The organism is Parazoarcus communis SWub3 = DSM 12120, assembly GCF_003226565.1.
In the GTDB taxonomy this organism is placed as follows: Bacteria; Pseudomonadota; Gammaproteobacteria; order Burkholderiales; family Rhodocyclaceae; genus Parazoarcus; species Parazoarcus communis.
Window position 1 is genome coordinate 163,660 of sequence record NZ_QKOE01000002.1, and the last position, 11,817, is coordinate 175,476.

11 protein-coding genes and 1 tRNA gene are annotated in these 11,817 nt (G+C 62.6%); 9 read left to right on the forward strand and 3 right to left on the reverse strand.

Annotated features, from left to right (window positions below; all coding sequences use genetic code 11):
* Positions 1-99: 99 nt before the first annotated feature.
* Both DNK49_RS04350 and DNK49_RS04355 read left to right on the forward strand, forming a co-directional pair.
* Positions 100-843, forward strand: a complete 744-nt coding sequence (locus tag DNK49_RS04350) for a hypothetical protein (RefSeq protein ID WP_110523113.1) — start codon at positions 100-102, stop codon at positions 841-843.
* Positions 840-1,856: a DUF6976 family protein gene (locus tag DNK49_RS04355; protein ID WP_243632235.1), complete on the forward strand. Its 1,017-nt coding sequence runs from the start codon at positions 840-842 to the stop codon at positions 1,854-1,856. The genes DNK49_RS04350 and DNK49_RS04355 overlap by 4 nt, the downstream gene beginning before the upstream one ends.
* Before the next feature lie 92 nt (positions 1,857-1,948).
* On the opposite strand, the gene DNK49_RS04360 is transcribed toward DNK49_RS04355, so the two are convergent.
* Together DNK49_RS04360 and DNK49_RS04365 are read right to left on the reverse strand one after the other, a co-directional pair.
* Positions 1,949-3,646 (reverse strand): AAA family ATPase, encoded by a 1,698-nt coding sequence (locus tag DNK49_RS04360; RefSeq protein ID WP_110523114.1) that lies wholly within the window; start codon positions 3,644-3,646, stop codon positions 1,949-1,951.
* 180 nt (positions 3,647-3,826) lie between these two features.
* The gene (locus DNK49_RS04365) at positions 3,827-4,789 is read right to left on the reverse strand and encodes a TerC family protein (protein ID WP_110523115.1); all 963 of its coding nucleotides are present in this window, start codon (positions 4,787-4,789) and stop codon (positions 3,827-3,829) included.
* Between the two features lie 603 nt (positions 4,790-5,392).
* Here DNK49_RS04365 and DNK49_RS04370 point away from each other — a divergent pair.
* Both DNK49_RS04370 and htpX read left to right on the forward strand, forming a co-directional pair.
* The gene (locus DNK49_RS04370) at positions 5,393-6,736 is read left to right on the forward strand and encodes a hemolysin family protein (RefSeq protein ID WP_110523116.1); all 1,344 of its coding nucleotides are present in this window, start codon (positions 5,393-5,395) and stop codon (positions 6,734-6,736) included.
* Positions 6,737-6,769: 33 nt separating this feature from the next.
* Complete coding sequence (htpX, locus tag DNK49_RS04375; protein WP_110523117.1) at positions 6,770-7,645, forward strand: protease HtpX; 876 nt, start codon at positions 6,770-6,772, stop codon at positions 7,643-7,645.
* Between the two features lie 197 nt (positions 7,646-7,842).
* On the opposite strand, the gene DNK49_RS04380 is transcribed toward htpX, so the two are convergent.
* A tRNA-Leu gene (locus tag DNK49_RS04380) sits at positions 7,843-7,927 on the reverse strand.
* Between the two features lie 191 nt (positions 7,928-8,118).
* On the opposite strand from DNK49_RS04380, the gene DNK49_RS04385 reads away from it, so the two are divergent.
* The 5 genes from DNK49_RS04385 to DNK49_RS04405 all read left to right on the forward strand — a co-directional run bounded on the left by DNK49_RS04385 (position 8,119) and on the right by DNK49_RS04405 (position 11,809).
* Positions 8,119-8,829, forward strand: coding sequence for a Crp/Fnr family transcriptional regulator (locus DNK49_RS04385; RefSeq protein WP_110523118.1), 711 nt, complete (start codon positions 8,119-8,121; stop codon positions 8,827-8,829).
* A gap of 89 nt (positions 8,830-8,918) precedes the next feature.
* The gene (gene cowN / locus DNK49_RS04390; protein ID WP_110523119.1) at positions 8,919-9,224 is read left to right on the forward strand and encodes a N(2)-fixation sustaining protein CowN; all 306 of its coding nucleotides are present in this window, start codon (positions 8,919-8,921) and stop codon (positions 9,222-9,224) included.
* Between the two features lie 195 nt (positions 9,225-9,419).
* Positions 9,420-10,772, forward strand: coding sequence for a (Fe-S)-binding protein (locus tag DNK49_RS04395; RefSeq protein ID WP_110523120.1), 1,353 nt, complete (start codon positions 9,420-9,422; stop codon positions 10,770-10,772).
* A gap of 62 nt (positions 10,773-10,834) precedes the next feature.
* On the forward strand, positions 10,835-11,248 hold the full coding sequence (locus DNK49_RS04400) for a group III truncated hemoglobin (RefSeq protein ID WP_110523121.1): 414 nt from the start codon (positions 10,835-10,837) through the stop codon (positions 11,246-11,248).
* A gap of 87 nt (positions 11,249-11,335) precedes the next feature.
* A complete protein-coding gene (locus DNK49_RS04405; RefSeq protein WP_110523122.1) occupies positions 11,336-11,809 on the forward strand; it encodes a hypothetical protein in 474 nt (157 codons plus the stop codon).
* Positions 11,810-11,817 lie beyond the last annotated feature (8 nt).

The following is an 11,817-nucleotide window of genomic DNA, read 5'->3' on the forward strand; positions in this document are numbered from 1 at the left end:
ATTGAGTCTTTTGGCATGCATTGTGCAAATGCTGGTGTTGATTTGGGGGCCGGGAGTTGACTGCCCTCCGTGTCATCGGCTGCAGGAGCGTGTCGAAAGATGAATGATGAACGTAGTGTCTGGTGCAGGCTGCTGGGCGTCGGGGCGCCGTGGACGGTTGTCGAGTCTCGAGTGGATGAAGCCCGCCGACAGTGTGAGGTGTCAATTGCGCTTGAAGCGCCGCGTGGGTGGTTCGGCCTGTCGAAGCGAATTCAGCCGGCGACGCGTGAACTGTCCTGGCGGCACGTCAACTTTGGTAACTGGGACGTGCGTGTCAGCCTGATGGCGCCGGCAGATGTCACCCTGCCTACCCTGTCTTGGGCGGGTGAGCCGGATCTGCCCTTTACCCGCGAACTGAGCCAGCAGGTTTTTGCCTACCTGCGTGAAGGGTGCAGCCTGCAGAGTATCTGTACCCTGTTGCGTCTTCCGATTGCCGAACTCTGGCGCTTCCGCTATGCCATCGACAATGGTCGCTGGCTGGCGGGTGACGTCGTGGCCGCCCCGAGCCCTGTGGCTGCAGTATCTGGTGAGTCCGGCCTGGATGCCGCTGCCGGCACGGTGTCAGCTACGGGAGGTGGGGTGCCGGATGTGAGCGATCCGGTCTGGCTGGATCTGGTGCATGGTTCGCGGGCGCTGGATATCCGGGTGCTGGGGCTCAGGTTGTTGCTGAGCCGCTTGCGCACCCAGTTCGAAGTGATTGCCGATGACGAGGTGCGCCTGCTCAAGCTGCAGGAACTGCATCGCTATTTCGTCAAGAACCGGCGCCTGCTGACGCATGAGTTGGCGCAACTGGAGGAGGCATGAACATGCTGCTGACCGAACCATCACCCGTGCGGCCGCAGGGCGGGCAGCTGATGAGCGTGGCCGAGGCGGCGCGCCGGATCGAGCAGGGTGGCTTCTTCAGCATCGCGGGTGACGAAGCGCTGTTGCGTCAGTTGCCGCGCGGCAACTGGATTGGCGGGACGATCTGTTACTTCATGGCGCAGCAGGGTGGGCAGCATAGCCGCGATCAGGTGTTCGTGTGTGAGGCGGAGGTGCTGGATGCCCGTCCGCAGGTCCGCTTTTATGATCTGGGCTCGATCGGGCAGGTGTGTGTTGACGCGCCGGACAATGGCTATTCGATCATCATTCTGCCGGCGTTTTCGGCGATTCATGCCCACTATGCGCAGCATGCGCCCGAGTTCGACGACATGTTCGTCAAGCCTCTGGTTGGCTGGGTGTCGGGCACGGAGCCGGGTGCGCGTGACGCCGGTTTGCCGGCTGTCATCAACGGCCAGACGGGCGAGCTGGATCACGATCGTGCCATCGTCATGCATGTGCCCTTGCCGGAGGAGTGTTATGCAGCGGTGGAGATCATCAACCTGCAGCGACCGGGCGAGGGTGATCGTTTCCGCTTCGATGAGACCGGCTTTTCCGCCGGCGAATGCTGGGTGAATGGCACCAGGGCGCGACTGGCCGAGTATCTGGAACGCGCGGGGACGGATCTGAGTCTGCCGCTGGTGGCCGATTACGCCGGGGCAATGATCAACGTCTCGTTCAAGGGCATTGACCAGACACATGGGCGGGTGGATTTCTTTGCCCCTGTGTTTGCCGGCGTCGACTATCGGCTGGCGGCCCCTCAGCGGCTTGGTGGTGCGGCGCTGCAGGATGGGCGCGCCGTCGCCTTTTCGTGCAACTGTATCCTCAACTACATCAACGACAAGCTGGAGGGGCGGCGCACCGGTCGTTTCACCGGGCCGATGACGTTTGGCGAGATTGCCTGGCAGTTGCTCAACCAGACCCTGGTGTACCTGACGATCGAACGTGTGGAGGGTTGATCGCTCACTGCACCCGGAAGCGCATCGTTTGCGCAGGTCGATAGCGGCCTTGCCCGCCTGACCCGTGCGCGACGATGCGTTCACACACCCGCTCAGGCAGCCTGTCCCAGGTTCATGCCACGGAATACCGCGCAACGGTCGAACACCGCCAGGCTGGGGGCCACCTGTTTGTGGCCGCAGTACTTGGCGACCAGCTTGGCCAGGCCCTTGATGTCGCGACCGGTGGCCTGCGGAAACCGTCGGGCAAGTTCGGACAGGTGTGCCGCATCCACGTCCAGGCCGAACTGCGCTGCCATGACCCCCCAGATGCGGGTGCGTTCGGTCTCGGAGGGTGGGGTGTAGCGGATCATTGCGATGCAGCGCGATACCACCGCTTCGTCGATGTCGTCCATGCGGTTGGTGGTGAGGAAAAGCAGGCCGTTGAAGTATTCCAGCACACGCAGGAAGACGCCGACCACCGCATTGGTAGTGAGCTGGTCGTCACGGCGGCGGATGTAGACGTCGGCCTCGTCGATCAGCATTACGGCGCCCCAGCGCTGGGCACGGATCAGTGCTTCGCGCAGGATGCGCTCCATGTCGGCCACATTCAGCCCGAGCTGGCCGGAATGTACGCGGTAGAGCGGGCGCTGGATGATTTCGGCGTAGACCTCGGCCGTCAGTGTCTTGCCGACCCCCGCCGGGCCGGTGCACAACACGGTGGTGCCGCCGGACTTGCCTTCGACGATGTCGTCCATCAACACATCCATCTCGGCGGTGAGGATGTCGATCAGGTCCACCTGCTCGGACGGTAATACCAGCTTGTCCTTGAGTTCGGGCTGGTAGCGGTAGGGCTGCATCTGATCCACATCCACCCAGACGTGGTGATGCAGTTCAAGATGGAACATCAGCACATAACCGTGGATCGGCACCTGGGAGAACAGCTGTGGCGACAGGGATTCGGCGATGCGGTCCAGGGCCTGTTCGACCGGGCGGGTGAACATCGACTTGCGCTCGGCGCGTTTGAGCAACTGAACCAGTGGGTTGCCGGCGATCTCGAGGGTGAGCTCGCGGTTCTGCAGGATGGCTTCGTCGTTGACCAGGCGCGCCGGTTGGCCGCTGGTGGAGAGCACGACCACGTTCTTGCGCGCCCAGTCGGTGTTGCGGTGGCTGGCATTGGGGTCTTCGGCGAGCAGGCCGGTGCCGATGGCGGAGAACTGCGCGGAGTAGTCACCGCGCCACTGGTGATAGCGCGCCAGTGATTCGTCGTAGGCGGCGATCAGGGTCGGGGTTTCGGCCAGATAGCCCTTGGCGGCGAGGATGCGTGCAATCGAGCGTCCGCCCAGGTCGCGTTCGGAAATGAAAACGTTGGTATGGGCCACCTTGCCGCAGCTGTTGGCCTTGAGGTCGATGACGATGCGTGCACGCTCTTCGGTGCCGGCGGGGGTGTAGTCGATGCGTGACACGACATAAGGCTTGAGCATGCCACCGGGGTCGAGATGGAACAGCCAGCCGCGGCTGCCGCGCGACAGCCAGTCGACCAGGGCTGGAATCATCGGCTCGATCTCGCTTTCCTCGAACGTCGGTGCGTTGCAGTCGAAAAGCGGCTGCAGCGCCTCGAGCATGGCCACTCGGGCGGAGTTGTTCGGGCGCTGGCGGGTCAGTCCGATCAACGCGTCCAGCCGCGCTGCGTCAAGCGCCTCGACCGGCACTTCCATGCGGTTGGCGATCTTGAGCTGTTCCAGGTAAACCTGCCAGGCGGGAAAGCGGGCACACATCGCTTCGGCGACCACACGTTCGATCTGCAGCTTCATTTGGCTTCTCCCGGTTCTCGACCATGACCCCGATGGGCTGGGTCGGACCGGGATCTGCAAGTGTCGTACCAGATTAAATATCCATTTAATTCAATGTATTGAAACATTCACGAGTGTTGGCTTCGCGACAACGCTGTTACGGCGGGGTCTTGTGCCGACACGGGTGTCACTCTGCCTGCGTCAGCTCGCTTCAGCGCGTTTCCGCGCCGAATACCACAGACTGGCAAAAACGGCGCAGGCCAGCAGGGTAGCGACCACTGCAAGCGACACCATCACCGGAATCTTCACCCAATCGACGATCAGCATCTTGGTGCCGATGAACACCAGGATGGCGGCAAGGCCGTACTTGAGCAATTCGAACCGGTCGCCAAGGTCGGCGAGCAGGAAGTACATCGCGCGCAGCCCGAGGATGGCGAACAGGTTGGAGGTGAGCACGATGAACGGATCAGTGGTGATGGCGAAGATCGCAGGGATGCTGTCGACCGCAAAGATCACGTCGGAGATCTCGACCAGTACCAGGGCAAGGAACAGTGGCGTCATCATCCTCACGCCGTCGCGCATGACGAAGAAGCGTTCTCCTTCCAGACGTTCGGTGATCGGGTAGTGGTTGCGGATCCAGCGGATCAAGGGGTTCTTTTCGAGATCCGGATCGTGTTCGGCAAACCAGACCATCTTGATGCCGGTGACGATGAGGAAGGCGCCAAACACGTAGAGCAGCCAATGGAACTCCGAGATCAGCCAGCTGCCGGCGAAGATCATGACCGTACGCAGCACGATTGCGCCGACGATGCCATACAGCAGTACGCGGCGCTGTAGTTCAAGCGGTACTGCGAAGAAGCTGAAGATCATCATCCAGACGAAGACGTTGTCCACCGCCAACGATTTCTCGACCAGGTAGCCGGTCAGAAAGGCAATGGTCTTGTCGTTGGCGATCGTACGGCCGAACTCCGCGTCCAGGTACCACCACAAGCCGCCAGCGAACATCAGGGCCACACTGACCCAGGCGATCGACCAGGCGCCGGCTTCCTTCAACGAGACCCGGTGCTGCTGTCCCCCCTTGAAGACCAGCAGATCCAGCAACAACATCACGACCACAATGGCTGCAAACGCCACCCATAACCACCACGTACCAATCGATTCCACGAAACGCTCCGCATAGAAGGCAAAAAGGGCCTGTTCCCGAAGGACACAGACCCTTGCATGCGCACTACGCACGGACCTTGCCCATCGGGCAAGGTCTCGCTTGCAATCCGTACCGCTGGAACGGACTGCCCGCAACACCGGGTACGACATGGCTGCATGTCGTGGCCGTGATGACGATGATGCGGCGTGAAAAGCTACTCCCCTTGATGGAAGCGAGTGTAGGCGGTCGCTCGGCAAAGTCAAGGTCGTAATGGAAGCCGGGAGACACACATCGTGACAAAACTGGAGTTGTGCGGCATGCTTGCATTTGTCACAACAAATAAAGGATGCGGCGGGGTCCCCTGACTCCGCGCTATGAGTTGTCTTTGCCTATCATCTGCCCACATCGAGCCGCCTTCAGGCGACGATGAGGCGCCCCTGGCGGGAGATGAATCCCCGGACCGATGTTGGGCCGGGTCGTATCGCTCCCCCTTCGATGCAGCCGGTGGTCATTCACCTTTCCGGCTCCCATCGCGTTTTCTGCATGTTCCTGCGCTTTTTTCTGGCGATGCCTTGTGGCAGGCCGGCGCACGTCCCTATGCCTTGCCCTGAATTCACGACACCATGGAAATCCTTGTTCTTGTTGCCCTGATCATCCTGAACGGCCTCTTCGCCATGTCGGAGATTGCCCTTGTCACCGCGCGGCGGGCCCGCCTGGCCCGTCTTGCCGAGGATGGAGACGGTGCTGCGGAGGTGGCGATCAAGCTTGGTGAAGATCCCACCCGCTTTCTGTCCACCATCCAGATCGGCATTACCTCGATTGGCATCCTCAACGGTATCGTTGGTGAAGCGGCGCTGGCCGGGCCGCTTGCACTCTGGTTGCAAGGCCTGGGACTGGAGCAGCGTTTCAGCGAGATCGGCTCGACCGTGCTGGTCGTGGTAGTGATCACCTATGTGTCCATCGTGGTCGGCGAACTGGTGCCCAAGCGCATTGGGCAGATCAACCCGGAAGGCATTGCCCGTCTGGTGGCGCGGCCGATGAACATGTTGTCGATCGCCTCACGTCCCTTTGTGCACCTGCTGGCCGGGTCAACGGCGCTGTTGTTGCGCGTGATGGGACAGCGCGAGGTCAATGGGCCGAGCGTGACCGAGGAAGAGATCCACGCCATGCTGACCGAAGGGTCGGAGGCCGGTGTGATCGAGAAGAGCGAGCATGAGATGGTGCGCAATGTGTTCCGTCTCGACGACCGCCAGATCGGCTCGTTGATGGTGCCGCGTTCGGATATCGTCTGGCTCGACCTGAACCGGCCGATGGCGCAGAACCTCGCACTGATGGCCGAATCCGACCACTCGCGCTTTCCGGTCTGCCGTGGCGGGCTGGATGACATCCTGGGTATTGTCGGATCGAAGCAACTATTCAATCAGACGCTGCGCGGCACCGAGGTCGATCTGACCGAGGCCTTGCAGGCGCCGGTCTACGTGCCCGAATCGCTGACGGGCATGGAGCTTCTCAGCCAGTTTCGCAGCAGCGGCACACACATGGTTTTCGTCATCGACGAGTATGGCGAGGTGCAGGGTATGGTGACGCTGCAGGACTTGATCGAGTCGGTCACAGGCGAGTTCCAGACCCAGGATCTGGATGAAGCCTGGGCGGTGCAGCGTGAGGATGGCTCGTGGTTGCTCGATGGCCTGATTCCCATCCTCGAACTCAAGGACCGGCTGGGTCTGAAGGCGGTTCCGGAGGAGGAAAAGGGCCGTTATCACACCCTGTCCGGCATGGTGATGTGGTTGCTCGGTCGCTTGCCGGGCACGGGCGATATCGCCACCTGGGAGGGCTGGCGCTTCGAAGTCGTCGATCTCGACGGCAAACGCATCGACAAGGTGCTGGCCAGCCGTCTACCGGAACCCGAAGCCGAATTTCCCGTCGAAGCCGACCGGACAGCCGATGTGTCGGATCGTCCCCAATAACGGCACCCCATCCCCGCTTTACACGGAGTCAAGATGAAACGTATCGCCCTTTTCCTGATGACCAACCTGGCCATCGTGCTGGTGTTGGGCATTGTGGCCAACCTGCTTGGCGTCAACCGATTCATGAGTGCCAATGGGCTGAACTTTGGCGCCTTGCTTGGCTTTGCTGCGATCATGGGTTTTGGTGGCGCCTTCATCTCGTTGCTGATGTCCAAGATGATCGCCAAGTGGAGTACCGGCGCGCAGGTCATCGAGCAGCCGCGCAATGCCACCGAGCAGTGGTTGGTGGATTCGGTGGCCCGTCTGTCCAAGGCCGCCGGCATTCCGATGCCTGAGGTGGCAATTTATGAGGGTGAGCCCAATGCCTTCGCCACCGGCCCGAGCAAGCGCAACTCGCTGGTGGCGGTGTCCACCGGCCTGCTGCAGTCAATGTCACGCGAAGAGGCCGAGGCCGTGCTGGCCCACGAGGTGGCACACGTCGCCAATGGCGACATGGTGACGCTGACCCTGATCCAGGGGGTGGTCAACACCTTCGTGGTCTTCCTGTCGCGTGTGGTCGGCTACCTGGTGGATTCCTTCCTGCGCCGCAACGATCAGGAGTCCAGCGGTCCCGGTATCGGTTACTTCGTCACCACCATCGTCTGTGACATCCTGTTCGGCGTGCTGGCCAGCATCATTGTGGCCTGGTTCTCGCGTCAGCGTGAGTTTCGGGCGGATGCCGGTGCTGCGCAGCTGATGGGGAGTGCGCAACCCATGGTAGGCGCCTTGCGTCGTCTGGGTGGCATGCAGGCAGGCGAACTGCCGAACAACGTCGCGACTGCCGGTATCAACGGTCGTCCGGGCTGGATGGCGCTGTTTTCCAGCCATCCGCCGATCGAGCAGCGCATCGCTGCATTGCAGGGGCGTTGACGGTCTGTCCGGGCTGGACGCCCGGACAGACGAAAGACCGTCTCGTGACCATCCTGCACGAGCACAGGTGTCAGATCGGGAGCTTCAGGGTGGATTGTCGCGCTGAGCAAGCGCCCGCCGGAGACGGTGGCCGATGGGGCTGACCTGCGGATGGGCCTGGCGCCGGATCGTCACGGCGCTTGGCTCTGAATAGGTATTGGTGCCTTGGGCGAGACTCGAACTCGCACGTCTTGCGACACTACCCCCTCAAGATAGCGTGTCTACCAATTTCACCACCAAGGCATCGGCATCGATTGATGCACGTAGAGCACGTGCAAATGATGCGAAAGGGCGCGGATTATAGCCGGAAACCCTTGCTGCGGGTCAAGTCCGTTGCTGGGCCGGGGGTTTGGGCGAGGTGGTTGCGGGCGGATCGTGTTTGTGGCCGAGTGGATGTGCGTTGTCCGTGCCCAACGCGGGCATAATGGTTTGCCATGTCTTCACGCCCCTCCCATCCGGTCGGTCGCTTGCAGCCCGATCATCCGCCGACGGCTGCCTTGCCAGGCTTTCTGGCTTTTTTGCAGACGGAGGCAGGCCGCGGCTTTCTGCAGGGCTTCGAACGTGTGTCCTACGCCAAGGGGCAGTTGATTGCGACCCCGGGTAGCAGTCTGGACCGCGTGTTCATTGTGCTGAGCGGGCGGGTGCGGGCCTATCTGGCCAATGATGAGCGTGAGCTGACCTTGTCCTTTCTCGAGCCCGGGGACATCTTCAGTACGCATACGCCGACCTATCTGGCCAGTGTGGGGGCATCAAGCATTGTCGCGATGGAAACCCGGCGCTTTGCCGAGCGCATGGCATCCCAGCCTGGTCTGACGCCCTTCCTGATGCGTGCCTTGGGCAAACTGCTCAACGACGCAATCCACCGCATCGAAAGCTTGTCGCTACAGGATGTGGGCGCTCGGGTGGCCGGATTCCTGGCCGAAGCTACCCGTCAGCGTGGTCGCTTCGACGGTGTGGTGTGGCAGGTGCCTCTGGGGTTGTCGGCAAGCGATATTGCGCTCCTGCTTGGCACCACCCGGCAGACGGTGTCCTTCCATCTCAGTGCGATGGCGCGGCAGGGCATTCTCGAACGCAAGGGGCGTCATGGCCTGTGCGTTCATCGCCTGGATCGGCTCGAGGGCTGGCGCAGCAGCGATCCCGGCTGATCACGATTCGTCGGCTGGCCGACAGACAGGATGGCGGTCTTGCCGCGAACATCGGGGCCTCTTCAAACCCGAATGGTCACGCCGCCGCCATGAATCCGCAAACTTCCTGCCCCTGCACCCAGGGCCCCGACCGCTACATCAGCTTCAAGGGCATCGACTGCGATGGCAACGCCCGTCGCATGATGGAGATGCTCGACCGCCTGCAGACCGACGATGCCGACGAACGGGCGCTGATCCGGTTGTTGCAGGAGCGGCGGGTGGCCACGCGTGGCGTGCAGTGTGACAACCTGCTGTTGCTGGCGAGCTTCGTCAATCCGATCCGCGAGCTGTTCGAGAACCATCGGGACGAGGCGGCACTGGCGCTGCTGGAGCAGCTTGAAGCGGAGTGCTTCTGACCACCCCCGATAGATGATCCACATGTTCTTTGATTGGTTGGAGCGTCCGCAGGCCGGTCCCGAGGTTAGGGCAGGATGTGTGCCGGAACAGTGGCATTGTCGGACACGCGTCATTCGTGCGCGTTGAAGGTGGCTTTGTTTTCAATGGCTTGAGCCTGGCCCTTGATTTGCTTGCCCCTCGGCCTGGAGGCAAGCATGAAACATCATCTCGATTGGTCATCGTACGAGACCGCCGGCCAGGGCGACGCCTATGCCGGCATTCCCGCCACGGGGGGCGATTTTGCCAAGGCGGTGGCGGTATGCATCAGCGACCGGCTGTGCCAGCGCAAGCCCAAAGGGGTCATGTGCCCGAGTTTTCGCGTCAGCGACGACGCGGTGCAGTCGCCCGGCGGCCGGGTGCTGGTGCTGAAGGCCGCGCTCAATGGCGAGTTTGGCCCGACGCCGTTTGCCGACCCGCGGCTGGCTGAGGCCATGGACCTGTGTGTGGGCTGCAAGGGGTGCAAGCGCGAGTGTGCCAATCAGGTGGACATGGCGGCGATCAAGATCGAATGGCAGGCCCAGCGTAATGCACTGACGGGTGTGCCGCTGCGCGACCGCCTGTTTGCCGGCCTGCCGCGCTGGTTGCAGTATCCGCATCTGCTGCGTTGGGGAGTCAAGTTGCGCAACCGGGTGCCATTACTGGCGCGCCTGCTCGAAGCCTATACCGGCATTGCCGCCGACCGTCGCCTGCCCGAACCTGCAGCCCGGCCTTTTGTCACACCGGCCCGAGCGGCGGATACGGACATGATGGCGGCCGACGGTCGGGATGTGGTGCTGTTTGTCGATACCTTTGCCCGCCACTTTGAACCCGGAATTGCCGATGCCGCGCTGGCCGTGTTGCGGGCCGCGGGCTACCGGGTGCAGGTGCTTGCCCCCGCGGCCGACGATGCCGAGCCCGCACGCCCCTTGTGCTGTGGCCGTACCTGGTTGTCGCTGGGACAGGTCGAGGCCGCCCGCAACGAGGCCCGCCGCATGCAGGCCGCGCTGCGTCCCGCGCTTGCGACCGGCTTGCCCATCATTGGGCTGGAGCCCTCGTGCATCCTGTCCTTGCGCGACGACCACCTGAAGCTTGGTCTGGGGCCGGAGGCCGAAGTGCTGGCGAAGCAGGTGTGGCTGTTCGAGGAGTTCATCGCTCGCGAGCACGACCGCAAACGTCTCAGCCTGGCACTGAAGCCACTGGGCGGCGAGAAATTGCTGGTGCACGGGCATTGCCACCAGAAGGCGGTGGGGGCGATGAAGTCCCTGCGTAAGGTGCTGCGACTGATTCCGGATCTCGAGTTCGAGTTCGTCGAATCCAGTTGCTGTGGCATGGCCGGCAGTTTTGGTCTGGATGCCGAGCATGCCGCGATTTCACGGCAGATGGCGGAACTCGATCTGCTGCCCGCGCTACGTGCCTTGCCCGATGCGCCGGTGCTGGCCAATGGCTTTTCCTGTCGCCACCAGATTGTCGAAGGGGTGGCGCGGCGGCCGCAGCATGTGGCAGAACTGATGTGCGCCGCGCTGGCTTGAGTGTGCCCACCGGCAGGCGGGTTGTCTGAGGTATCGTCTGTGCCATGCGTATGGAGCCCATCATGAACGACGAAAGACCGCCAACCGAAGACGAGATCGCGCTGCTGGTGCAACGCTTTTACGATCGTGCCCGTCTGCACGACGAACTGGGACCGGTGTTCAACAATGCGGTAGGTGACTGGGATCACCACCTCGCGGTCATCCGTGACTTCTGGTCCAATGCGCTGCTCGGGACCCAGCGCTATGGCCGCCACCCCTTTCCGGCGCACATGCGCCTGCCGATCGAGCGTCAGCATTTCGAACAGTGGTTGAGCTTGTTCCGGGAGACGGCGGTGGAGGTGTTGCCGCCGGCCGCTGCGCGTCAGGCGATCGGTCGTGCTGAATTCATGGCCGAGAGCTTTCGTGCCGGGCTGTTTCCGTTTGATCCGGTGGGGCGTCCGCGGCAATCGCCGGGCGACGGGGGTGCGCCCTCCTGAGCATGCCTTGTGATGGGTGGGGGCTGTTTGCCGGTGGTATGTAATTTGCGTGACGAGGTGCTCATTTCCTGAATCAGGAGCCTGGTCATGAAGATCGATGGTCTGTATGACGGGCGCGCGGTGCAGCGTGCGTCCGGTGCGGTGGCTGCCGGGGCAGCTTCCGGGTTTGCCGCAGCCCTGGACCGGGCACGTGCCGCTACCCGTGTCGCGCCCGCCGAAGCGTCCCCCGAGGTCAGCACTGAGAAACCGATGACTCGCGCCGAGCGGATCCGCGCGGCCAACGAGGCGGCGTACGCCGAATTCCGCGAATACATGGACAAGTCGCCCGCGGAGCGCATGCGCGATGTGATCCTGCGTGAGATGGGGCTGACCGAGGAGCAACTGGAGGCCCTTCCGCCCGAACAACGGGAAGCCGTCGAGAAGGAGATCGCCGCCCGCATCAGCGAGCGCCTGTTGCTGCAGGCCGAGCGCGAACTCGAGGCGGCCAGCCGACGCATCGAGCTGGCCGTTCGCGGCGTCACTGTGCCGCCCGGAGAGGAAGTCCCCTTGCCGCCCCTGTAAGTGCGTGC

What these genes read in the sequence shown, in the direction of transcription:
- DNK49_RS04350 (WP_110523113.1), top strand. Translation starts at nt 100, where the DNA reads ATGAATGATGAACGTAGTGTCTGGTGCAGGCTGCTGGGCGTCGGGGCG.
- DNK49_RS04355 (WP_243632235.1), top strand. Translation starts at nt 840, where the DNA reads ATGAACATGCTGCTGACCGAACCATCACCCGTGCGGCCGCAGGGCGGG.
- DNK49_RS04360 (WP_110523114.1), bottom strand. Translation starts at nt 3,646, where the DNA reads ATGAAGCTGCAGATCGAACGTGTGGTCGCCGAAGCGATGTGTGCCCGC.
- DNK49_RS04370 (WP_110523116.1), top strand. Translation starts at nt 5,393, where the DNA reads ATGGAAATCCTTGTTCTTGTTGCCCTGATCATCCTGAACGGCCTCTTC.
- htpX (WP_110523117.1), top strand. Translation starts at nt 6,770, where the DNA reads ATGAAACGTATCGCCCTTTTCCTGATGACCAACCTGGCCATCGTGCTG.
- DNK49_RS04385 (WP_110523118.1), top strand. Translation starts at nt 8,119, where the DNA reads ATGTCTTCACGCCCCTCCCATCCGGTCGGTCGCTTGCAGCCCGATCAT.
- cowN (WP_110523119.1), top strand. Translation starts at nt 8,919, where the DNA reads ATGAATCCGCAAACTTCCTGCCCCTGCACCCAGGGCCCCGACCGCTAC.
- DNK49_RS04395 (WP_110523120.1), top strand. Translation starts at nt 9,420, where the DNA reads ATGAAACATCATCTCGATTGGTCATCGTACGAGACCGCCGGCCAGGGC.
- DNK49_RS04400 (WP_110523121.1), top strand. Translation starts at nt 10,835, where the DNA reads ATGAACGACGAAAGACCGCCAACCGAAGACGAGATCGCGCTGCTGGTG.
- DNK49_RS04405 (WP_110523122.1), top strand. Translation starts at nt 11,336, where the DNA reads ATGAAGATCGATGGTCTGTATGACGGGCGCGCGGTGCAGCGTGCGTCC.